Source organism: Bartonella krasnovii, from assembly GCF_003606345.3.
Taxonomy (GTDB): domain Bacteria; phylum Pseudomonadota; class Alphaproteobacteria; order Rhizobiales; family Rhizobiaceae; genus Bartonella; species Bartonella krasnovii.
The window spans coordinates 1,322,095-1,344,901 of record NZ_CP031844.2 but is presented as its reverse complement, the minus strand read 5'-3'; the positions used below and the strand labels follow the sequence as shown (position 1 = coordinate 1,344,901).

17 protein-coding genes and 1 pseudogene are annotated in these 22,807 nt (G+C 36.1%); 8 read left to right on the top strand and 10 right to left on the bottom strand.

Annotation, left to right across the window (positions count from 1 at the left end):
- Positions 1–13: 13 nt before the first annotated feature.
- A complete protein-coding gene (locus D1092_RS05850; RefSeq protein ID WP_120122577.1) occupies positions 14–610 on the bottom strand; it encodes a DUF1134 domain-containing protein in 597 nt (198 codons plus the stop codon).
- Positions 611–823: 213 nt separating this feature from the next.
- Between D1092_RS05850 and chpT the strand changes: the two genes are divergently transcribed.
- Positions 824–1,462, top strand: coding sequence for a histidine phosphotransferase ChpT (gene chpT / locus D1092_RS05845; protein ID WP_120122576.1), 639 nt, complete (start codon positions 824–826; stop codon positions 1,460–1,462).
- A gap of 225 nt (positions 1,463–1,687) precedes the next feature.
- Here the strand turns inward: chpT and ctrA are convergent, their stop codons facing one another.
- Positions 1,688–2,389 carry a response regulator transcription factor CtrA gene (gene ctrA, locus D1092_RS05840; RefSeq protein WP_120122575.1) on the bottom strand — a complete coding sequence of 234 codons (702 nt, stop codon included), beginning with the start codon at positions 2,387–2,389 and terminating at the stop codon, positions 1,688–1,690.
- 550 nt (positions 2,390–2,939) lie between these two features.
- Between ctrA and D1092_RS05835 the strand changes: the two genes are divergently transcribed.
- Positions 2,940–3,326, top strand: coding sequence for a flagellar export protein FliJ (locus D1092_RS05835; protein ID WP_120122574.1), 387 nt, complete (start codon positions 2,940–2,942; stop codon positions 3,324–3,326).
- Between the two features lie 148 nt (positions 3,327–3,474).
- On the opposite strand, the gene sciP is transcribed toward D1092_RS05835, so the two are convergent.
- Entirely contained in the window at positions 3,475–3,750 is a 276-nt protein-coding gene (gene sciP / locus D1092_RS05830) for a CtrA inhibitor SciP (protein WP_120122573.1), read from the bottom strand.
- Positions 3,751–4,160: 410 nt separating this feature from the next.
- Here sciP and mnmA point away from each other — a divergent pair, with 410 nt between their 5' ends.
- Positions 4,161–5,384 (top strand): tRNA 2-thiouridine(34) synthase MnmA, encoded by a 1,224-nt coding sequence (mnmA, locus tag D1092_RS05825; protein WP_120122571.1) that lies wholly within the window; start codon positions 4,161–4,163, stop codon positions 5,382–5,384.
- Between the two features lie 283 nt (positions 5,385–5,667).
- Here the strand turns inward: mnmA and D1092_RS05820 are convergent, their stop codons facing one another.
- Positions 5,668–6,483, bottom strand: coding sequence for a TrmH family RNA methyltransferase (locus D1092_RS05820; RefSeq protein ID WP_120122570.1), 816 nt, complete (start codon positions 6,481–6,483; stop codon positions 5,668–5,670).
- A 753-nt stretch (positions 6,484–7,236) separates the two neighbouring features.
- Between D1092_RS05820 and D1092_RS05810 the strand changes: the two genes are divergently transcribed.
- Positions 7,237–8,145 carry a cation diffusion facilitator family transporter gene (locus D1092_RS05810; RefSeq protein WP_120122568.1) on the top strand — a complete coding sequence of 303 codons (909 nt, stop codon included), beginning with the start codon at positions 7,237–7,239 and terminating at the stop codon, positions 8,143–8,145.
- A 715-nt stretch (positions 8,146–8,860) separates the two neighbouring features.
- On the opposite strand, the gene D1092_RS05805 is transcribed toward D1092_RS05810, so the two are convergent.
- On the bottom strand, positions 8,861–9,697 hold the full coding sequence (locus tag D1092_RS05805; RefSeq protein ID WP_120122801.1) for a DUF1460 domain-containing protein: 837 nt from the start codon (positions 9,695–9,697) through the stop codon (positions 8,861–8,863).
- A gap of 616 nt (positions 9,698–10,313) precedes the next feature.
- On the opposite strand from D1092_RS05805, the pseudogene D1092_RS10130 reads away from it, so the two are divergent.
- Together D1092_RS10130 and D1092_RS10125 are read left to right on the top strand one after the other, a co-directional pair.
- Positions 10,314–10,514: pseudogene (locus D1092_RS10130) on the top strand (hypothetical protein); the annotation flags it as partial.
- 498 nt (positions 10,515–11,012) lie between these two features.
- Complete coding sequence (locus tag D1092_RS10125) at positions 11,013–11,168, top strand: hypothetical protein (RefSeq protein ID WP_420913982.1); 156 nt, start codon at positions 11,013–11,015, stop codon at positions 11,166–11,168.
- Between the two features lie 1,006 nt (positions 11,169–12,174).
- Here D1092_RS10125 and carA read toward each other — a convergent pair.
- Complete coding sequence (carA, locus tag D1092_RS05795) at positions 12,175–13,371, bottom strand: glutamine-hydrolyzing carbamoyl-phosphate synthase small subunit (protein WP_120122567.1); 1,197 nt, start codon at positions 13,369–13,371, stop codon at positions 12,175–12,177.
- A gap of 259 nt (positions 13,372–13,630) precedes the next feature.
- Between carA and D1092_RS05790 the strand changes: the two genes are divergently transcribed.
- A complete protein-coding gene (locus D1092_RS05790; protein WP_120122566.1) occupies positions 13,631–14,083 on the top strand; it encodes a GatB/YqeY domain-containing protein in 453 nt (150 codons plus the stop codon).
- 586 nt (positions 14,084–14,669) lie between these two features.
- Here D1092_RS05790 and ubiC read toward each other — a convergent pair.
- The 4 genes from ubiC to D1092_RS05770 all read right to left on the bottom strand — a co-directional run bounded on the left by ubiC (position 14,670) and on the right by D1092_RS05770 (position 20,506).
- The gene (ubiC, locus tag D1092_RS05785; protein WP_120122565.1) at positions 14,670–15,179 is read right to left on the bottom strand and encodes a chorismate lyase; all 510 of its coding nucleotides are present in this window, start codon (positions 15,177–15,179) and stop codon (positions 14,670–14,672) included.
- Between the two features lie 986 nt (positions 15,180–16,165).
- On the bottom strand, positions 16,166–16,417 hold the full coding sequence (locus tag D1092_RS05780; RefSeq protein WP_120122564.1) for a GlsB/YeaQ/YmgE family stress response membrane protein: 252 nt from the start codon (positions 16,415–16,417) through the stop codon (positions 16,166–16,168).
- Between the two features lie 1,109 nt (positions 16,418–17,526).
- Complete coding sequence (locus D1092_RS05775; RefSeq protein ID WP_120122563.1) at positions 17,527–19,218, bottom strand: Na/Pi cotransporter family protein; 1,692 nt, start codon at positions 19,216–19,218, stop codon at positions 17,527–17,529.
- 70 nt (positions 19,219–19,288) lie between these two features.
- On the bottom strand, positions 19,289–20,506 hold the full coding sequence (locus D1092_RS05770; protein WP_120122562.1) for a mechanosensitive ion channel family protein: 1,218 nt from the start codon (positions 20,504–20,506) through the stop codon (positions 19,289–19,291).
- A gap of 134 nt (positions 20,507–20,640) precedes the next feature.
- Here D1092_RS05770 and dnaG point away from each other — a divergent pair, with 134 nt between their 5' ends.
- Entirely contained in the window at positions 20,641–22,578 is a 1,938-nt protein-coding gene (dnaG, locus tag D1092_RS05765; RefSeq protein WP_120122561.1) for a DNA primase, read from the top strand.
- The last annotated feature ends 229 nt before the right edge of the window (positions 22,579–22,807 follow it).

Sequence of the window (22,807 nt, the reverse complement as noted above, 5' to 3'; positions counted from 1 at the left end):
AATAAGAATACATTTAAAATGGATTCCACGTCGGTCTAGGTGTTAATTTTAAATATCCTATGTTGATACCAAGGCGTGCACCAATCCCTGTCCGTATAGGGATTAATAAGGTATCATGGTATTTGAGAACATGAAAACCAACACCTGCAATTAAATAGGCCGAACCTGAAATACCACCATAGCGTCCCCATAAATTATTTATGCTCTTAAGATTGTAAACCAAGATCATGAGACGAGAACCTTGGCCACCAAAATCCCAGCCTACTGAGGGACCTTGCCAAAAAACTTTATGCTGACCATAATTTTTGGTAAAAACTTTTCCTTCGCCATAGGTTAAGCCAGCAAAAAAGGCACCAGAAGCTTCTTCTCCTAAAATATAGGCATTGGGATAACCGTATTGTGAAAAAATATTTTGAATTGCGACCGCTAGACCACTGGTTGTTTTTCCAAAAAAAATATGACCAGAATCAATGATTTCTTGAAGTGAATAATGAGGCTCGTTTTGCTCTATTGGTTTTAGTTGAGCATATGTAGTGTTTATGGTGACGAATAAAAGGAAGATTAAAGATATAATATTTTTGTACCAGCATTTTAGCAGAGAGAGAGCCATAGAGTTTTCTCCTTTTATTAGTGACAAACAAAAAGATAATATTAGAATTTTCATTCTATTCAAATAAAAAATAAGATGTAAAGTTATTTAAATTCTTGAATTTATTTCTGAATTTTTTAGCATGATTGCTAATGTTTTCTCTTATGCATCAGATGTTAAGAGTTTTTCTTTAAATTAAAGTTTGTTTTTTGAATTTAGGAGTTTTCAATCGTTATGACGTTCGCTATTTCTTTAAAGCCTATGGATCTTGCTGCTTTGCTTTGTAGTCGTATTTGCCATGATTTAATTTCACCTGTGGGGGCTATTCAAAATGCAATGGAGCTTTATGACGAAGGAGACGCTGAAGAAGAGGCTTTGCAATTGGTGCGTTTATCCGTTGCGAGTGCTTCTACACGTCTACAATTTGCGCGATTGGCTTTTGGTTTTGCTGGTGTAAGTGGAGGACAAATAGATACACGTGATGCAGAGAAAGTTGCTCAACAATATATGCGGCAAGAAAAAGCAACTTTAAAATGGCAGGCTCCCTCTCTTTTATTGCAAAAAAATGAAGTTAAACTTTTGCTTAATTTGTTATTGATTGCAAATGCAACAGCTTCTCGTGGTGGTGAAATTGTTTTTGTGATTGTGCAAGAGGAAAATAAACGTTCTTTTCGATTTGAGATTTTGGGTGAGAATCTCCGTATACCTCCACATTTTCTCGCGTTATATCATGGAGAAATTAAAGAAGAGCTTATTGATGCGCATGTCATCCAACTTTATTACACAATGCTACTTGCTGAAATGACAGAGATGAAAATAAATATTGATGAAAGGGATCATTGCATTGTTTTAGAAAGTATGAAAAAGCTTTGAATTAAGAGAGAAGCGCTTAAGCCGTGTTGGGGAAAAGAAGCTTCGATCAAATTTACGAGCGATAAAATTATATTTTGTGAATAGAGTGTGGTTACTTCTTAAGCTTTAAGCGCTTTCTATATGAGATTTTTTTATGTGCGAGTTTTTTATTTGTGACAGAGAAAAATCTTGGGAAAAATCTCGGCCCGCTATATCCCGAGATTTTACAATGTATATCTTCACTGCTTAAGCGGTTTTTCGTACGTTCTCTTCAATTGGATCACGCAATACATAACCGCGTCCCCAAACGGTATCAATGTAATTTGCATTAGAAGAGACTGCTTCCAATTTTTTCCGTAGTTTACAGATAAAAACATCGATAATTTTCAGCTCTGGCTCATCCATTCCACCATAGAGATGATTGAGAAACATTTCCTTGGTAAGTGTTGTGCCTTTGCGTAAAGAGAGAAGCTCTAGCATTTGGTACTCTTTACCTGTTAAGTGAACAGGGCGTCCTGCAACTTCGACGGTTTTTGCGTCAAGGTTAACAGTAAGATCACCAGTAACAATAACTGATTGTGCATGTCCTTTAGAACGACGAACAACTGCATGAATACGCGCAATAAGCTCATCCTTATGGAAAGGTTTTGTCATATAATCGTCTGCTCCAGAGCCAAAACCACGAACTTTATCTTCAATGGCATTCATACCGGAAAGGATAAGGACAGGCGTTTTTATTTTTGCCAACCTCAGAGTTCGCAAGACATCATACCCTGACATATCGGGCAAATTCAGATCAAGCAAAATGATATCATAGTCATAGAGTTTTCCTAAATCGATACCTTCTTCACCAAGATCAGTGATATAAACATTAAAATTAGCTGACTTTAACATCAACTCAATGCTTTGAGTAACCGCTCTATCATCTTCAATTAATAATACGCGCATTTTAGATCCCTCACTTTGCTCTTTTACGAATCATAAAGAGCATTTCTATTTCATCAACAGTTGGTAAAACCACCGTTGATAAAAGTAATTCATGAAATCAAACACTTAGTTATAAGCGTTTATAAATATCTCAGTAGTACGCGTAACAATCACTACCAAATTCCCCACTATCCATGATAGTGGTTAACAAAATATTGTTATTTTTGAAAGAGGCTATAAAATTATTTTTAAAAAATCGCGTATTTTTTAACATAATAAGAGATGGAGGTTTCCTTCTATAAACTTTAATCTAAAAAAAAGCCTTATAAATTACTTTTTTACAATTTTAGTGTTTATTTACGGAGCTTTAAACCTCTTCATTTTATAGTGGAAGGGAAAATAAAGAAATAGTTATGGCTCTTTAAAGAAGGTTGTGTTTACAGATGCTTTAAGGAAGAGCGGAGTTATAGTCTCATTAATAGACTGTTTTTTTCGGCTAGATTATAACTAAAACGATATGAATTGAGTATGAATGCGCGTTTTGAGTTGGCACAATCAAGGAGTAGTGAGTATGAAGCCACGAGAAAATATGGTGCGATTGAGAATGTTTCAAGTGCGTGGAAAGCGCCGTGAAATTGCACAGCTTGAGATGATGATCGCAGAATTTGAACGAATGGTGTTAGAACTGGAAACACAAATTTCTCATGAAGAACGTAAATCTGGAAACAATGATGTTCACCACTTTGCTTATTCTGCTCTTGCGCGTGCTGCTCGGCAAAGACGTGATAATTTGCTCAATTCTATTCGTGATTTACAGCTTCAAAAAACAAATGCTGAAATTGCTCTTCATGAAGCGCATACAGAGCTACAACATGCACAGCTTTTGGAAGCACGAGAAAAAAAGACTGCTACGGATGATGAAGATATTTCGATTCAATCTAATTTAATGGTTGGCTAATTTAATAATGGGTGATTAAAACAATTATTGAATGAGTTATTTTTTTCAGACTTATCTTATTAAAATAATATAAAAACAGCCAAACTTAATAAAAGCTTGGCTGTTTTTATAAAGTGCTTTATGTTATCAAATCATGGTCAACGGCAACTTAATGCCTGTAGTGTTGAATTCTGGTCGTTCGTAACCCCGCTAAGCCGTGTTCATCGATCAAACTTTGCCATGAAAGAAATTCCTCCACAGTTAAAGTATAACGTTGACACGCTTCGTCAAGGCTTAACAATCCACCTCTGACAGCCGCAACAACTTCAGCTTTGCGACGAATCACCCAGCGCCGTGTTGTTTGTGGCGGTAGGTCGGCAATTGTAAGTGGACTTCCATCTGGCCCAATAACATATTTTATTTGTGTTTTTATTAAATTGGTCATTCGTATCCTCTACCTCTCGTCAAGGACTTGATTCGTTTATAGAGCATGAAATTTAAAAAAGAGCTAAACGCGCAGAAAGAAAAAATTAATAAAGTGATTGAGCATTTTAAAAGAGGCTTAAGCGAACTGTGAAGAAATATCTCTTGCAACATTTTTTCAGATTAAAAAAAGAGAAAAAGTTTTCCTCAATGATTTTTCTAAGTGATTTCCCCCAAGTGATTACCATGGTGCCTTATTTCTATCACTCTTTTTTATTTACAGCTGTTTTTAAGAAAAGTGATGCTATGGTTGTGGAAAGGGTAAAAAAACAATATAAAGGCAATCAATAGCATAAAAGTGGTGAAGAAGCGCATATCAGAATGTTAACATATGGGTATCCATTAATAGAGCACTAAATAGAGAATGAATACATGTTTTTAAATAGTCTTGATTTACCAGGACAACCTGAGGATTCTCGCATTGTTGTTGCAATGTCAGGGGGGGTTGATTCATCGGTCGTTGCAGGTCTTTTAAAAAAGGAAGGGTATAATGTCATTGGCATTACATTGCAGCTTTATGATCATGGGGCTGCAACGCATCGGGTAGGAGCGTGTTGTGCGGGACAAGATATTGAAGATGCGCGCCGTGTTGCAGAAACATTGGGAATACCGCATTATGTTCTTGATTATGAGAAACGTTTTCGCGAAGCTGTTATTGATCCCTTTGCAGAAAGCTATGCTCATGGAGAGACTCCAGTTCCATGTATTGCGTGCAATCAGACAGTTAAATTTGCTGATTTATTAGCAACAGCTCGTGAGTTGGGGGCAGATGCTTTGGCGACGGGACATTATATTCGTTCGCGCTCTCATGGGGCACATCGAGCACTCTTTCGTCCTCTCGATAACGATCGTGATCAAAGTTATTTTCTTTTTGCAACGACACAAGAACAGATTGATTATTTGCGTTTCCCCCTTGGCGATCTTCCAAAGGCGCGCGTTCGTGAAATGGCCGCAGAAATGGGCTTTGCGGTTGCCAATAAGCATGATAGTCAGGATATTTGTTTTGTTCCACAGGGAAAATATTCAGATGTTATCGCAAAACTGCGTCCAGAGGCCGCTAATCCTGGTTTTATTGTCCATATCGATGGAAAGATTTTAGGTAAACATTCAGGGATTGTTAATTATACTGTTGGTCAACGTCGTGGTATTGGGGTATCAACGGGGGAAGCGCTTTATGTGGTTTATCTCGATGTGGAAAATGCCCGTGTTATTGTTGGTCCGCGTGAAATGTTAGAAACGCATAAGCTTTTTTTACGTGATGTGAATTGGCTTGGTGATGAGTCGTTGGATAATTTTCCTTCTCAAGGTATTGAGGTGGCGGTCAAGGTGCGTTCAACGCGTCCGCCTCATCTTGCGCGCTTGCATTATAAAGAAGGGGTTTTTTCCGTTGAGCTGCTGGAATGTGAAAATGGTGTGGCACCAGGGCAAGCTTGCGTTCTTTATGATGGAAATGGCCATGAGGCGCGTATTCTTGGGGGAGGATTTGTAACGCATTCAGAACGTGCTGCTGACATTGAAATGATGTTGAAGCGTGTTTTGTGCAATCTTGAAACAGAAGATTCTGTTTCCTCTGAACTTAAAACAACAGCTTCATAAAAAGATAGTAAATTAATTTATAATGATAATTTTATCCTTCAATTTGAGTGAAAGGTTTGTGTAAAACTTTCTCGGTGCAATTTTTTTGTGCTTGAATTCCTTCAATCCATGTCTTTTTCTCATTACAAGGGGGATGGTGAACAAGTGGGCTTATGGTGGGGAAGTTGATAAAAAGAAATGTAAAAATGTCTTTGATGAATGCTCTAAAATGCTAGGGAATAGCAACTTGTGGAGTTGGAAAAGAACACACATTATTGCAAATTTGTTACAACTTAAAATCTTATCATCTTGAGTGCTCAAAGTCGGTAAAATGGGCGAGGGCAATTCCTGAGGCTGTAGCGACATTGAGGCTATCAAAGCCATCAGCCATGGGAATCCGTAAGGCTTGTGCTTGTTGTAGTATATGAGGTGGTAAGCCATCACCTTCTGTTCCGAAAATAAGAGCTATTCTTTTGGTTTTGTTTGCTTGCTTGAGTGTGTATGAGGCAGAAGGGGAGAGCGCATAAAGATGAAAGTTTTCATCGTTTAGAGCAGCTATAATGTCGTTTATATCGGCATTTTGCGTATAGGGTACTTTTAGAGCAGCACCGGCAGAAACTCTGATTGATTTGCGATAAAGTGGATCGCAAGAGGTTTTGTCGACAATAATGCCCTGACTGGCAAAGGCTGCTGCATTACGAAAAATTGATCCCATGTTATCATGATTCGAGATACCACATAAAACCAGAATCAAAGCTTTTTCTGGAAGATTTTGTAAAAAACTTTTTAATGATGGGAGTGCTTTGCGTTTACCAATACCTAGAAAACCACGATGAACATGGAAACCGGTGATATCATCCATGACTTTTTGTGGAACGCAATAAATGGGACATCGAGGCTGTGTTTTTTCTAAAAGCGGTAGAAGTCCAGGAAGGCGTTTTGCTAGGATAAGCAGCGAGAGAGGAGAAAATTCTTTCGAATGCAATAATGCGGACAACGTTACTTTACCTTCAGCAATAAATTGCTGTTGTCGTCCAACGAGATCTTTTTCACGGATATTATGATAGTCTTTTAGGAGTGGGGCATTTGTTTCGTCGATTATTGTGATATTTAAATGCATGCGAGATTCTTAATGCTTTTTTCTTTCAATTTCCAGTTGTTAGAATTTACTTTATTTTTAAAAAGAGAGATAAAAAATATTATTTTAAAACTTATGGTAGAATATGTGTTGACAACATATATAAATAGGTGTACTGTAAAGACACTGATGCAGGATAATGAATTTTATTTTCGTATCGGGTGCAGTGTCTTGGGTCCCCGCTATTTCCCAAGTTCTGTATGCCCTTAATGATAAGGGAAAAGAATCTGGGTCCCCAATGCCCAGATTCTTTTTGGGGTTCATAAATCTTTTTCTAAGTTTTTTGGTAATCATATTTTTAAATTTTCTTAAGCTGTAAGGGTACAGGAGAGTGCTCAGTCATTTTTTCTAGGTGCAGAGATGCTTATAGATGGCGTCATCATGCATATTATAAAATGTGAAAAAGAATGCGTGATCATGACACATTTGAGCAAAAGTAGGTTTTTCGCTCATAAAAGGTAAGATAGCTTTAAGTTGTTCAAAAGATGATTCATGAAGGGGATTTATTTGTTTTCTCTTGGAAAAAGCTGTTTGTTTATGCCTTACTCTCTTTATCCTTTATTATTGCTGATGTCCTGTACCCGGGAAGTTTTTTGAGATAACAAGGGGGCGTTGAGGCGTTTAGTGTATGGTAGAACTTCTGTAATATTGAGAAAATATTGGCGATATGTCACAAATATCGTTATAGAGTTGAAAAATATTATTCCTTGTTTCGTAAAGAAAAGGATGGGTTTCATGCATGTAAAAATCAATATACAAAGCTTGACTTTATACTCTATTTTTATCGCGTGTATTGTTTTTGCTTTGAAATATTGGGCTTATCATATCACAGGGTCGGTTGCACTTTATTCTGATGCCTTGGAATCAATTGTCAATATTCTTGCGTCATTGGCCGCATGGTGGGCTGTTAAGGTGAGTATGAAGCCAGCAGATCATGATCATCCTTTTGGACATCATAAAGCGGAATATTTTTCTGCGATTCTTGAAGGAGTTCTCATTATTGTTGCGGCAATTGTTATTTTAAGAGAAGCATGGATAGCGCTTGCCAGCGTTAAGTTATTGCAGAAACCTGGAATGTGGCTTGTTATTCATCTTGTTGCAACTATTATAAATTGCATGTGGGGTATGGTTCTGATTTGGCAGGGAAAATATCATCGCTCACCGGCTCTTAAAGCTGATGGGGTACATTTTATAACGGATGTTTTTACTTCGCTTGCAATTTTAATTGGTCTGATTGCTGGTTTTGTAGGGGGATGGGGCGTTTTAGATCCTATTTTAGCGATAATCGTTGCTGTTAATATTCTCTTACAGGGTTGGAAGGTGATTAGGAATGCTGTTCAAGGATTAATGGATGTTGGCGTTGAATTGAATGAAACTATGCGGATTCGGGAGCTTATTTCTGCAAATGCAGATGGCGCACTTGAGATTCATGATTTACGCACACGTGTTGCTGGGAGGGTCACTTTTATAGAGTTTCATTTGGTTGTTCCAGCTGTCATGCAGGTTGGAGAAGCCCATAAAATTTGTGATAAAATTGAAGGTGTTCTTCAAAAAGAATTTGATAATGTGCGTATTTCTATTCATGTCGAGCCTGAAGATGAGGCAAAATTGCCTCCTGGTACAACAATGATACCTTTTATATAAATTTTTTTTAAATTACCTGTCACGTTACGAATATTAATTTTTTACGGTGGACAGTTTGTATTTCTTGAAAATACAATGATGTTCTTTTGGTGATTTTATTATGGCATCAATAAAGTGGAAGGTTAAACTGAGTATCTAAGACAAGATCTATTCTGTTGCCGTACACTATCATTTAAGGGGTGGTGAGATAAGAGCTATAAAATTTGATTTATTAACTTCTTTTAGAGTGTGCGGTAAATCTTCAGTAGTAAGGCTTACCGGTGGAGTTTTAAGTGAATCACATGAAATGGTTTGTCGCTGGAATTCCTTTAAGAAGATGGACTGTTTATGGGACTGACGGGAATAGATCTCTTGTTTTTTTAGGATGAGGGGGAAATGAAGCTTAATTATAAATTTTATATAAAATACTTTATGAGACAACAATCATAATATATCTGGCTTTACTTATTCCTACAAAAAATATGTCTTTTATATTCATAAAAATTAGAGTGCGGTAATCTATAGATAATTCTTGGTTGAGAATATAAAAAGAAAGTGTGATACGATAACAGAGTTTTGCGTGCCTTTAGCTTTCAGTCAGTAAAGGTAATTTTAAATCTGTAATTTTCCAAAAATGACCTTATTCGTGTAGCTTGTACGAAATTAAAGGTTTATTGAATAACTTTAGTATCTCTATTAAGAATAGAGAAATTATTTTCATATCGCTATGATGTTATTAAAGAGCCCTTAAAACAATAATTCCTGGTATTTTTGCAACATAATCCATAAAAGGGGAATCAACGACTTTTTCGTTTTCTTTTCGTGAAGAGGCATTTCGTAACATTGGGCCTTTATCTGTCATGATAAAGAACCCCACATGTGTTACATCCAATCCAGCAAGTTTTGTGTAAATGCCAATGAAATCACCTGATTTTAAACGACTTATAACTTCTTCATTAATAAAGTTACTGGGAATATATGTTATTGTGCGTTTTATAACTGGCAATCCAGGAAGATAGTTTCCATTATCAGCTTTTTTATTGAGATATTTTTCTACGCTGATTGCGTGAGGGCTTATCTCAGCGGTAATATCAGTAGCACGTTTATATTCTCTATAAGCCCAGTCTGTAAAAAAATGTTTTCGATTTAAAAAATGAACTTTACCCTTAATGTAACGCGTTTTTATGACGTTATTGATGAATTCTTTTGGAGATTTTGATTTACGCAATGCTTCAACATAGTCCAGATAAGTGAAGCAATCTAAGCCTCTAAAATCAATAATGAGTTTTTCTGGTATCTTTTCTGAGCCCTGTAACATATTTGCTTTGTAAGGTGTCCCTAAAAAAGCTTTAGAAAAAAAATCAATCAAAGCTCCTTTTTCGTGATCATTTATTTCTGAACGCTTTTGGAGAAGAGCATTTAATTTATTTAAAGTGTAGAGATCTAGCTCTACGTTAGTTGTTTGTTGGGTTTCTATTTTATTTTCTAAAATACCCTCTTGTGAATCAGAATTTTGAACATCACATCCTGTCACAAACATTAAAGTGAGAATTAATAGGGATATTTTTCGCATTTTATACACCATTTTTAAACTCACAGCTCATGGCTAACTCTCACTAAAAGTGGTATTTCCTCATGCTTATTCGTTAGATTGTTATTGGGTTTAATAATAGCATATAATCATTGATGGTCTCAATAAATATGCTCCATTTTTATTGTGCTCAGTTATTCTGATGGTGCTTCTTTAACTCTATCGTATATTCTGAGGATGAGAAAAAACTTTAAAAGCTTATCTCTTTTAGATTTTTAAGAATTATAAGTATATCTATTCGATAGAATTAAATTTTTTAAAGATGCGATAATGGAAATAATATTTGATAAAGTCAATTATAATATCTCTAAAATTGTTGAGATTTTCTATATCACATGAGTAATTATTCATGAATTATGCTTATGAATATTTTTTTGTTTAATGTAAAAAATATTTTTTTACTTTTCTATTATTTTGTATGTGAAATTTATGCGCTATAGAGTACTTAAAAAAGGAAAAGGTAAAAGAAAGCGGGGGGAGTGTGTGTGTAAAATAAGTAACTGAGTGTAAAATAGTATGTGTGTTATGCAAGACCACATGCTCAATCGCAAAATTTGTTCGGCGTGGGCTCATTTAGTGTTCATCACTTTATTGTTAGATAGGCATTGTAATTATTTGTCCTGTTTTACTTGTTTCTATTACCTGCTTTGCTCTTGATAATATAGCATGGTGTTATTCTATATTATTTATCGGGCGTCTTTTGTCAGGAGTAAGTGGTGCTAGTTTTGCAACGTATACAGCTTATCTTGCTGATATATCCGATGAAAAAAACGTACACGTAATTTTAGGTCTATTTGATGTTGCATCTGCATTAGGATTTATTTTAGGGTCGTTTATTGGTATTTTTTTTAGGTCAGTTTGGTCCGCGTACACCGTTTTATTTAGCGACTGGTTTTTCACTCATTAATTCTATTTTTTCTTGGGTTATGGTTCCTGAAACTCTTTCTTTATGAAATAGGCGCTTTTTTGATATTCAGCAGGAAAATCCCTTAGGTGCTGTTTGGCAACGGAAGTAATATCCGATAGTTCTTTGGATATTGTTGGTCTTTTTTCTTCATTGATTTGCGGAATCTATATGGCTTAAGTATTTGGGCATTCATTGCAAAAGAACGTTATGAGTGGAGTTCATTTTGCATTAGTTTATATATAGTAGCGTTTTTGGAATAGGTTAATTTATTGTCGTCGCTCTTATTTTGCCTTGTTTTTCTAAACGATGGAGCAATTAGCGTATTACGATAGTGGGGCTTTTGTTTGCATCGGTCGCTATATTCACAACAAATGAGTGGATGGTTTTTATATGGTTTGTGCGTGTACAATGCTTGAATATCTTGTTCATGCTCCTATACGTGCTAGTGCTTCAGCGCAGGTTCCGACAAATGTACAAGAAGTCATGACATCCGTTGTTTTATTGAGCTTAATATTTTATTCTGTTTTTTTATGTGTTTTTCTTTGAGTGTTTCACAGATAAAAATGCACTGTTTCATTTTTGGGAGGACTCTCTTTGGTGAAGGATTCTTGTTTCTTGTCGTTGCAACGGTCATTTTTATCTTGCGCGTAGGTTAATTTGTTGAAAGGGGCTGGTAAGAATATTTTGCTAGAGAATGCAATTTTTTTGTTTTGCAATATGGGGATGAAACGTAAATCTCGTGTTTTTCTCATCACCCCTTCAGTATTCATGGATCAGTATGTTGAAAAAAATACTCCAATGTTAGATGCATCAGCGTTGTACGAGTAATTTCAAATTTTTTATACTGAAATTGGAAGTAAAATATTGCGTGTATTTATTTGCATAATTTCTGGAATCGAAAGCAAATCTCATTTGTGAAGAATATAAAATTGTAAAATTGAAAAGCCGTTTTTAGCTCTCTTTTTTTCATTCGACTTACCACTTTCAAAATTATTATTTACGCAAATATCTTTTAAAGAGCAGGGACTTATTGCCTTATCTCACACTTTTGTGTGTTTCACACTCTTTAATAGAAATGATGCTTCTGAACTAGAGTAGAATGTTTAGAACTGTATTGTAAATCTAACTCTTATTTTGAGAGGATCGTTTTCAATGGACTGCACCAATTTTGTCATCATGTCAATGAAGAATAGAAGGGAATAGTTTCCATAAATGGTATAAGATTCACAATACACTTCTCTTTATTCATAAAAGATACATCACCATTCACCTTACCAGCTTTCAATGTTACGACAGCTTTTAGTTAGGTACTAAATATTTGATACTCATCTTGCTTGTGGGGTGTGTAAGCCCGTGATTTTGATTGATACAATCCCTAAAAGAAAAGGCATGGGAACAAACAGGAGGAGAGGATGAGAATTTTACACTATTCAGCATTCTTATTTAAGTTGTAAAATAATACTTATTCCATAAGTTGTCGGTAAAAATACCGTTATGGGTAGGAAAATGATATAATTTGAAGACGAGAAGGGAGAAGGTGAGGCGTTTTATTTTAAGATATTTTTTTATAATTCATAATGAGATCAGAAAAATGTTGAAAGAGGTAGTGACTATCCTGTGGTCCCGGAGAAGCTTCAGGGTGATATTGAACAGAAAAAACAGGTTTTCCAATGATTTGAATACCACAGTTTGAACCGTCAAAGAGAGAGACGTGTGTTTCTTGAACATGTTTTGGTAAAGAGGTGGTATCGACAGCAAAACCGTGATTCATCGATACAATTTCGACTTTTCCACTGTTAAGGTCTTTAACGGGGTGGTTTGCTCCATGATGTCCTTGGTGCATTTTTACGGTTTTTGCGCCAACCGCGAGGGCGAGAAGTTGATGACCAAGACATATTCCAAAAATTGGTAAATTCTGGTCAATCAATGCGTTGATTGTTGGGATGGCATATTGAGCTGTTGCTGCAGGATCTCCTGGCCCATTAGAAAGAAAAACACCATCAGGATTCATTGCTAGAATTTCTTGTGCCGTTGTGTGGGCGGGCACAACAGTAATGCGTGCCTTTTGTGTTGCCATAAGGCGAAGAATATTGCGTTTAATACCATAGTCAATGGCAACGATATGAAGATTGTGCACATTGTTTGTGCCATATCCTTTATTCCAACGCCATGGTTTTTCATCCCATTGTGTTGACGATTGAGATGTCACTTCTTTCGTAAGATCAAGATTGACGAGACCATGCCATTTTTGTGCACGTTTTTTTAAAGAAGGAATGTCAAATTTTCCATCAGGATCATGCGCAATGACAGCATTTTGCGCACCCTTTTCACGAATAAGAATTGTGAGTGCACGTGTATCAATACCACAAAGTGCAATAATTTTACGGGCTTTAAGCCATTGATGAAGGCCTTCATTGGCACGATAGTTTGAAGGATGTGTAATATCTGCCTTGAAAATAGCGCCAACAGCACCGTGGCCGTTGAGAGGCGTGAGAGCTTCGATATCCTCACTATTTGCTCCTACATTTCCTATATGAGGAAATGTAAAATTAACGATTTGTTGTGTGTATGATGGGTCTGTGAGGATTTCTTCATAGCCCGTGATGGCGGTATTAAAACATACTTCAGCTTCAGCAATACCTGTCGCACCTACTCCTTTGCCTTCAATGACAGTTCCATCAGCAAGGACTAAGAGGGCTGTAGGTTTGCTAACACTCCAAGGGCTGCTTGATGAAACTGTTTGTATCATAGTATGTATCCACAATTTGCTTTCTGAAAGGTATAATGATCAACTTTACACAAAAATCACACCTCTAACAGATGCTGTGTCTATTATTCTAGTCATTTCTTGCTTAAGACAGGGAGTATAAGGATATTCCATGAAGAGGTAAAGTCTTGTTTTTATCTTTTCTAAGATCGAGCCTTCAATTATTTTTTTATCCTCCATTGCAAGATGGATAAAGATTGGTTAAAAGGCATTTTCCGTTTGAACAAAATTGGATAAATTTATGTTGCGTGATCAGATTGATGGGGCTCTTAAGGCTGCTTTGAAAGTGCAGGATAGTGCGCGTCTTGCTACACTTCGTTTAATGAATGCTGCAGTTCGGGATCGTGATATTCTTTATTATGATGAAGGAAAGCTAGAAGTCGATGATCAGCAGATACAGTCTGTTTTTACGAAAATGCTCCAACAGCGTGAAGCGTCAATGCGTGTGTATAAAGAATCTGGTTGCTTGGAGTTAGCAGAGAAAGAACAAGCCGAAATAGAAGTTATTCGTGAATTTCTTCCCTATCAGCTTAAAGAGATGGAAGTAGAACAGGTTATTTGTGAAGCTTTGGCACAAACGAAAGCTAAAAAATTACGTGATATTGGTAAGGTAATGGCGTGGCTTAAGGAACGTTACGCAGGGCAAATGAATTTTTCTAAAGTGTGCAATAGTCTTCGTAAAAAATTGCAATAGATCTTATCTCCTCAAAGGAATTGGACAATAATAATCTTTTGAAATGAGCCAATCTTTTTTTGGAAGCTTGTGGGGAAATAGAATATTTTTTCTATCTTATATTTTGCCGCTTTTCAAAGCTATTACATCATAAAAAAACAAAAAGATTATAGAGGCTTTTAGATTTATTGTCTTCACTGTTAAAGATAAAAAATAAGATGATGAGAAAAAGCTAACACATAAAAATTTTAAACTTTTTGTCAGCGTGTATTGTTGTCTTTTGAGATGTTTCAAAGCATCTTTTTGATAAAGAGTTGCTGTTATTTTCCAAGAGGGGTGATTATTTGGCAAGAAGTTTAAATGCAGATGGTTTTTCAGTATGGTGGGTATCTGCTGAATTCAAGCGCTGGTTCATGATTGTGATAAGGACAGAAAAATTTTAAAACGCTTTTTTATAAAAAAACATTTTTAAGCTGAGATAAAGAGATATTTCGGATAGAAGTCTTTGTTTGTAACTTTTTTGAGATGGTTTTAAGATTTTTTTTGCTTTGATACCTCCTTAAAATTATGAAAAATCTATACATTGTACAGAATAAAATGAGTATCCTCATTGATGGTGGGAGTACAGTGGTGAGTCTTTTAAAAAGAGCTCAGTGAGCAACAATGGCTCACCCGTTAGCCGCAAACGGGAACGGCGTGCCCATAGCGTGCCTTGTTGGCCAATATGAATGTAATCGCGGGTTAGTTTTTCACTGTTAAATAAATAGTGGCCTAAGGGGATCGTTCCTAAATGCATCAAAGCTTGATTGTGATGAAGGGTTTCTTGTGGAATGACAGTGCGTCCAAGGAGCCAAGGTTTATTATCACCTATCAATATGACTTCGCGTAACCAATAACGCGCACTTTTGGGGAGATGTTCTGCTTCTTCCTTTAATTTATCTCGTGTAATAAAACATTCGCGTTGTTGTTGAACTTGGAAGCAGGTGCAATATTTTTTTAATCGAAGCGTCATCGAGCCCGATTCCATGAGCCAATCCCGAATGTTTTCTGGTATGGGAGGATTTTGATCAAAGAGCCACTTCAGAGATGGTAAGATGGAAACTTCAAGATCAGACATCGTTTTACTCCACATCTAAAATCCTATTCCACATGTTATGCTGAGTCACTAAAGAGATGGCTTTATTGTAGTATAGGCGTATAAAAGCAGCGAGATTTTTATAGGAAAATATCAAATGAAAAATCGAAAGAAAAGATCTTTAAAAGAAGATATGTAAAAAATAGGTTATAGAGTATTTTCGCTTTAACATTCGTTTGTAATGCATAGGAAAAGGGATGAAGAATAAAGAAAAAATTTTAAGAAGAGTAAAGCCCCTTATATTATATTTTAAAAAGCGGGATACTCAAACCTTTTAGATTAAGATGAAACGGTTATCGTATTTTTTATAATAAAAGTAGCATTATTTAGATAGATTTTAAGTTAAAAAATCAATGTACAGAATTTATCATCATTTAAATTTTTTATTCAATGCTTTTGATCTCTTTAATTGATAAATAATAAAAATATGGAAAAGAAAAAGAAGGATATCAACTTTATAGCGTTTATTCTTTTATTTTTCATACTAGAAAAATTATTTTTATCATTTTGCGCTTACTTCCTATCTTTATCTTTTAAGAATGCAAAAGAGTTCTTCGGTTCTTTTAGTAAAAATGGTCTTATTGATGAAGTGTATAGACGTTGAGTATTACGTGGTAAGACCTTTAATCATCATGACTGGTTCTAGTCGCCTTTGTAGATTGCAATGTCAGTGCAATGAGCTGGATTTGCAGGTTTGTTTGGAGCCCAAATACGGTACGAAGTAAGTTCGTATTTCATTAAAATAACGCATACACCTTTCCGTAATATGCGTAGTCTATAGATATAGAAGGGTGCATTATAAAAGTTTTCACTGCTTTTTGTTAGATGTATGATGGTGTATGCTAGAAATCGTAACTTAAGCACTTCACCATCATATCAAAAATGATATCAATGCGTTACGGGGAAATATTTCAAAATATTCCAATTGTTTTATTGAACACCCAAAGGTGTTTGAATAAATAAATGTTCTATGATCGGATTTTTTGTCCTATCCATATAAGAATACAGGCTCCTATAAAACCTGAAATAAGATAACCGAGCCAACCAGCAAAACTTATGCCTAAAAAACTAAAAAGGAAGCTCGCTAAGGCAGCGCCAATAATCCCTAAGATAATGTTTAACAATATTCCTGTTTGGCTTTTCATAATATACTGTGCAGCCCAACCTGCAACCGCGCCGATAATGATAGCTGCGATCCAACCAATATTTGCATTTTCCATTATACCCTCCTTTGCCTGAATTTAGATTGTAACTAGAGTAGACTTTGTAAAAATCAAGGTTTATTCCCTTTTTACCCAGTGGAAAGGATATTTTTGCTAAATAATTTACTTATTAATTTTCTTTATATTTAAATAGTATTAATACAATATAATTATAAAATATAATGGGTGTAAGTATATATAATAAATTTTATTTACCATAGTTTTAAAATAAACAATTTTTATTAAAACAATAAGTCAAATGGATATTTAATATTTTGATCTTTCCAATTGATATCAATATTGTTTTAAATAAATTTTAAAACTGTTTTGTTAATGCTTTATAAAATACTGTATAAGTTCAATCTCTAGAAATATTGATATAAACATTGCAATTAGGGGTATTTTGCATTCCTTATCGGATATTTCTTTATTTTTCTACTCCTGTGAAGTGGTCGCTTTTTTACAAGATGAATTTAGGCTGGCACGATCATACTTTTTGCCATCTCCTTACGACCCCTCTTTCAAAGCTTATAAGCTTCATTTTACGACGGTGCCCATAAAGGGGATAAATTCATTGAGAATCCCTATCTTTGGGCTTCATAAAAGAGCAAGCAGTGGTATCATGCACTTTTCCCGAATAGTTCTTGGTTCTTAAGACAGTTTATAAGAGGTGTTTTAAGTCTTTTTTTGTATCATCTTATTCCCTGCAGAATTAGCCACATTTTAATGTGTAAGTGAATGTTTTGATTGATTTAACAGGGAACGGCTTTGGAATGAAAGGATCTCACGATATCTTGGGGGATTATTCAATATAAATGAGTAAATTATCATTATAAATCAATCTATTGCTTTATATGAAACACAGTTTTTTCTTTGAGAAGGTGAGAAATTCTTTGTTCAAGAGCTTTATTCTATACGGGTTATGGAGCAAACCGCTTAAGTGCAAGAAAATAATTTTGAGAAATTCATTATGGATAGATTAAAAATGAAAGAAATTTATACTATTGAAGAGAGTTCATTTAAAACGTCTAAAATATTTATTAAATCAATATATTAAGCAAGATATTTGAAGGTTCAAAGTTGAATAATTAATGGGGTTTGTTTCTTGTTTGATTTATTTTATAAGTTCAAGATTTTTTTATCTGCTCTTCAGCAGGATTGCGTAGGCGCGAACTTTGAAGAAGCCCCTGTTCTTCCAAAATAGGGTAGATCATTGAGGTTAACAGAGAATTAATTTGTTTAAGATCACGGACAGTATCAAGATGAAGGCTGGATGATTCTACATTTTTGAGATCTCCCTCACGTAAGCGTTTAAAATGTTTTAAACTCATCTCTTTTTCTAAGTTTCGTAGTTGATCTTTTTTTTGGACCAATAGATGGGCAGTGTGAGTGTCACGGGAGACGAGAACATTAAATGCGATATGCGCGTTGGCCAGTACAATGGCGTGGAAACGAAGGAGATCATTCCAGCCTTCGTTGCTGAACTTTAGATTTTTTTGTTGTTTCTTTTTAACCAGCATCAGCATATTGTGAATAATGATATCGCCTGCTTGGTCTAATTTTATACAGGCACCTAAAAGTTCTTGTGTTTGAAGAGCCTCTTTATCCGATAATTTTTGTCCTGCTAATCGTGCAAGATAAAGTTTGATGGCGATATGTTTTTTGTCCAATATGGTGTTTAGTTGATTGAGCTCAGCAATAATATTGGGATCTGGCTCTTCATAAAGTCCCATGATTTTTTCTAGCATGATGTCGACAAGATCACAAATATGAATAACTTCACGCATGACATTGGAGAGCGCTAGAGCTGGGCGTTCAAGAACGCTATCATCAAGAGCTGTTTGATCTGATAAATTAAGCGTTTTATCGGTTTGCGTTTTTTTTGTACTCATATGAACGATTTGAGTGGTTAATTTCAAAACCCATTTTGAAAGCGGTATTCCAGCGAGGAGAATGAAAACATTAAAAATGATATGGGCGTTAATCACTTGAGTAGGGGCGTTGTTGCCAAGCCATGTGATGGGTGGTTGAAAAGATAGATATAAGATCAGCACAAGGATTGAACCAGCTCCACGCATGAGTAAATTCCCCAAAGGAACAAGGCGGGTATTCGGAGAAGCGTGGCGTGTTAAAAGCGGTGCTATAAGAGAAGAGCCAAAGTTAACACCAAGAACCATAACAACGCAAAGTTGTGTATGGATAAGGTCGTAGTTGGCAAAATTAACCAGTAAAATGATTCCTGCAATGGATGAATGCAAAAGATAGGTTAAAGCCGCAGCTAACAAAAAAGTTGAAACAGGATCGGTTGAAAGGTAACGAATGATGTTCGGCAAAATTTCACTATCCCGCAAAGGTTCTGTTGCTGTACTGATCATTTGTAAAGATAAAATCAAAAGACCAATACCGATGACAATACGTCCTATTTGACGCCACTCACGTTTTTGTGTTGTCATGAAGATACAAGTACCAATTAAAAGACAAAGGGGCACAACAATTGTGAGATCGTAGGTGAGAATTTTAACAACGAGTGCTGATCCTAATTCTCCTCCACGTACAGCCATAAGTCCTGCTACTCCAGAGACAAAACCAGATTCAACGAAAGAACCAACGAGAAGCGTTATGGCTGTAGAGCTCTGTAAGATCATCGCTGTAAAAAGCCCAAAACTTACCGCAAACAATGGTTTTGAAATGACGTGGCGCAGGTTATCTTTAAGCTTGTCACCATAGGCGCGTTCAATTCCTGTACGCACCATGCGTGTCGCCCAGAGAAGTAAAGAAACAGCGCCAGCAAGATGAAGGAGTACCAATGAACCATTCATGATACTTTTTCTTTCTCTTTTGTTTATGAATAGGTTTAACTCAAAATTGATAACTTGAAGTTTATTGCTTTTACTTTGCTTTTACTTTGAATGCTTGATTAAAATCAGAACCGCTTGGATTTTGAAAAACCTTTAGACCAAAACAGTGAAGAATGGAATAAAGATGATCGAAAATATCACCTTGAATTTGTTCATAGTCTAGCCAAACTGTGGTGTTCGTAAAGCAATAGATTTCCAGGGGTAAACCATTTTCTGTCGGGGGTAGTTGTCGGGCCATAAAGGTCATATTGGGGTTGATGTTGAGATGTTGTTGTAGATAAGCAAAAACATAAGCACGAAAAGTTCCAATGTTGGTTAAACGGCGCGTATTGGCTACAACATCACGATTTCTATCTAATTGAGCGTTCCATTGATCAATTTCTGCTCTTTTTTGCGTGAAATAATTTTCTAATAAATTAAATCGGGAAAGATATTTTTGTTCTTCTTCTGTGAGAAAATGGATACTGGATTGATCAATAAAAAGAGAGCGCTTGATGCGTCTGCCTCCTGATTCTTGCATTCCACGCCAATTCTTAAAAGGGTCGGTTACAAGCTTACGGATCGGTACTGAGGTGATGGTGTTGTCGAAATTTTGAACTTTAACAGTATGAAGGGCAATTTCAATAACATCACCATCAGCACCAAGATTGGGAATTTCAATCCAATCACCAACACGAACCATATCGGTGGATGAAATTTGAATACCGGCAACAAGTGAAAGAAGTGTATCTTGAAAAATTAACATGAGAACTGCGGCCATTGCACCAAGACCGGAGAAAAGAATAAGAGGGGAACGGTCAATTAATGTGGCGACCATTAAAACTGCCGCAATCGCAAAAAGTGCAATTTTAGCAATTTGAATATACCCTTTTATTGGTTTTAGTCGGGCTGTTGGCCGTTGTTCGTAAAGGATGTTAATGATATTGAGACAGGACGAAATTGTTAGAACAACAAAAAAGATAATGAAGGCATTGGCAACATTATTGATGACAGTGCTGAATGCATCGGGCAATGTTGGTATAAAATTAACACCGATTGAAAGAATAAAAGCTGAAATGATATTTGCTAGGTATTGAATAGCATTTTTAATATCGGTTGTTGTATTCTTGGGGAGGAGAGGAGAAAGTTTTTTTGCTCCGTGAATGAGTAATTTTCGTCCTACAAAGTTGATTAAAAGGGCAAATATAGTAAGAATAACAAGCCAAGAAATAGCTTCTAACCACGGATATTGAACAATAAATTCGATCACTTTTTACTCTCCATTTCTAAAATTATAGGCAGTTGAGAGATTAAAATTTTACAACTGCTTAAGAGGAAGTCTTGGAATTATGCTCTAAAGTCGTTAAATATGCAAAAAAGAATTTTTAAACTCTGTGAGAGATAATGCGTTTCCCGCCTGATTTTCTTAATGAACTGCGTAGCAGACTTCCAATTTCAACAGTGATTGGTCAACGGGTGGACTTTGATTCTCGAAAAAGTAAGCCTTCACGGGGAGACTTTTGGTGTTGTTGTCCATTTCATGGTGAGAAAACGCCCAGTTTTCATTGTGATGATCATAAAGGGCGTTATTATTGTTTTGGTTGTGGTGTAAGCGGAGATATCTTTACCTTCCTGTGCGAGCTTGATGGACTGCATTTTTCAGAAAGCGTCGAGCGTTTGGCTGACTTTGCAGGAATGAAGTTGCCTGTTTTAGATCCACAAAGTCATCAACGTCAAATGGAAAAAGCTGACCTTTATGATGTGATGAAGATTGCGACAGATTTTTTTCAATATAATTTACGGGGTCAAGAAGGTGCGCAGGCACGTCGTTATCTGGAGGAACGTGGTGTTACGCAAAAGCTTATAGAGCGTTTTCGAATTGGTTTTGCACCGGTAAGGCGTACAGCTTTGAAAGAAGCTTTAAGTGCCCATGGTATCTCAATAAAGCAAATGGAAGAATGTGGACTTCTCACAGCGCATGAGGAGAGGACGGCTTCTTATGATCGATTTAGAAATCGCATTATGTTTCCTATCGAAGATTTGCGTGGACGTGTGGTGGCTTTCGGAGGGCGTGCGTTAGAAAAAGAAACACGCGCAAAATATCTTAACAGCCCTGAAACAGTGCTATTTCATAAAGGAAATATACTTTATAATGCGGCAGCGGCTCGCAAAAATAGTCGCTTTGTTGGCGATGAAAAAATTCATTCACTTCTGGTTGTTGAGGGGTATATGGATGTCATTTCATTGACTAAAGCCGGTTTTGAGGGAGTCGTAGCCCCCTTAGGAACAGCATTAACGGAAGCGCAAATTGAGCTTTTATGGCAGATGGGCAAGGAGCCCATTTTGTGTTTTGATGGTGATGCTGCTGGTTTAAAGGCTGCTTTTCGCGTTGCTGATCGGGTATTGCCTCTTTTAAAGGTTGGGGTTTGTGTCCGCTTTGTTTTGTTGCCGCAAGGAAAAGATCCTGATGAAATTGTTTGCGCTGGTGGTGCACCTCTCTTTTCTTCTTTTTTGCAAAAAGCCATTCCTTTGATTGAGCTTTTATGGTGGCGGTCTACCTATGGAAAGCATTTTGAAACGCCAGAGACACGAGCGGCGCTTGAAAAACAACTCAAACAACAAATTTTTACGATTAAAGATGAAGATGTTCGTCGTTATTATTTGCAAGATATAAAACAACGTCTTTTTGATTTTTTTCGTCCCTCTTTTTCAAAAAAGAAGGGTGGAGGACGCTATGAAAAGGCTTCACCCAATAGGATCTTTAAAGATCAATCCTTTTCTCTGTTAGAAAATTCTGAAATAGTACGAAATTCTTCGCAGGCTATTCCTTTACGTGAAGCTGTGATTTTACTTACTTTAGTTTACTATCCTGAGTTATGGCATGAAAATTTTGAGATTCTCTCTGAATTAGAATTAAAAAATACACAATTGATGTATTTTCACCAAACGATGTTGGAAATTCTTGGGAATCAGCCGCTTCATGATAAAGAAACAATGGTTGCGTTCTTAGAAAAAAGAGGGCAAAAGGCTTTATTAGAGCGTATGAAACATCTTGTGCAAAATATTGGTATGCATATTATCTTTGCTGGGGCTCCTATAGAAGATGCACGTGCTATATTAAAACAAGCTGTCTACTTGCATCTTCAGGAATACCACCTACATAAGAGGTTACAGGATATTGAAGAGCAACTTGTAGAAAATCCTAAGAGTGAGGTTTTTGATCTGCTTCGTGAGATAAAAAAAGAGCTGGAAGAGATGCAAGCGACAGAAGCATTAATTGAAGGATTTGGAAGTTGGTTGGATGAAAAAATAGACGGGAATACACAAGATACGATAAAATGATTCGCTTTTTTAACGCGAATCAGTCACTTAAATTTTAGATGAGGAAGTGTATGTGGAATGACATTTTTATAAAGATGATAATGAAATTTTAGAATGAATTTTAGGAAAAGCGGGAAATTGGTTCTTAACGATAGGGTACAGAGATTATCTCAGAAGGGCTGAGAGGTGTCGGGGAAACTTCTGGAGTTTTCCCGCCTTTTTGTCTGGATGATAAGTTTATCTGGATATT

Excerpts from the sequence above, each read along its gene's own strand:
- D1092_RS10125 (WP_420913982.1), top strand. The coding sequence starts at position 11,013 with ATGGTTTGTGCGTGTACAATGCTTGAATATCTTGTTCATGCTCCTATA.
- ctrA (WP_120122575.1), bottom strand. The coding sequence starts at position 2,389 with ATGCGCGTATTATTAATTGAAGATGATAGAGCGGTTACTCAAAGCATT.
- dnaG (WP_120122561.1), top strand. The coding sequence starts at position 20,641 with ATGCGTTTCCCGCCTGATTTTCTTAATGAACTGCGTAGCAGACTTCCA.
- D1092_RS05790 (WP_120122566.1), top strand. The coding sequence starts at position 13,631 with ATGTTGCGTGATCAGATTGATGGGGCTCTTAAGGCTGCTTTGAAAGTG.
- sciP (WP_120122573.1), bottom strand. The coding sequence starts at position 3,750 with ATGACCAATTTAATAAAAACACAAATAAAATATGTTATTGGGCCAGAT.
- D1092_RS05835 (WP_120122574.1), top strand. The coding sequence starts at position 2,940 with ATGAAGCCACGAGAAAATATGGTGCGATTGAGAATGTTTCAAGTGCGT.
- D1092_RS05820 (WP_120122570.1), bottom strand. The coding sequence starts at position 6,483 with ATGCATTTAAATATCACAATAATCGACGAAACAAATGCCCCACTCCTA.
- D1092_RS05850 (WP_120122577.1), bottom strand. The coding sequence starts at position 610 with ATGGCTCTCTCTCTGCTAAAATGCTGGTACAAAAATATTATATCTTTA.
- D1092_RS05810 (WP_120122568.1), top strand. The coding sequence starts at position 7,237 with ATGCATGTAAAAATCAATATACAAAGCTTGACTTTATACTCTATTTTT.
- chpT (WP_120122576.1), top strand. The coding sequence starts at position 824 with ATGACGTTCGCTATTTCTTTAAAGCCTATGGATCTTGCTGCTTTGCTT.
- ubiC (WP_120122565.1), bottom strand. The coding sequence starts at position 15,179 with ATGTCTGATCTTGAAGTTTCCATCTTACCATCTCTGAAGTGGCTCTTT.
- mnmA (WP_120122571.1), top strand. The coding sequence starts at position 4,161 with ATGTTTTTAAATAGTCTTGATTTACCAGGACAACCTGAGGATTCTCGC.
- D1092_RS05775 (WP_120122563.1), bottom strand. The coding sequence starts at position 19,218 with ATGAATGGTTCATTGGTACTCCTTCATCTTGCTGGCGCTGTTTCTTTA.
- carA (WP_120122567.1), bottom strand. The coding sequence starts at position 13,371 with ATGATACAAACAGTTTCATCAAGCAGCCCTTGGAGTGTTAGCAAACCT.
- D1092_RS05805 (WP_120122801.1), bottom strand. The coding sequence starts at position 9,697 with ATGCGAAAAATATCCCTATTAATTCTCACTTTAATGTTTGTGACAGGA.
- D1092_RS05780 (WP_120122564.1), bottom strand. The coding sequence starts at position 16,417 with ATGGAAAATGCAAATATTGGTTGGATCGCAGCTATCATTATCGGCGCG.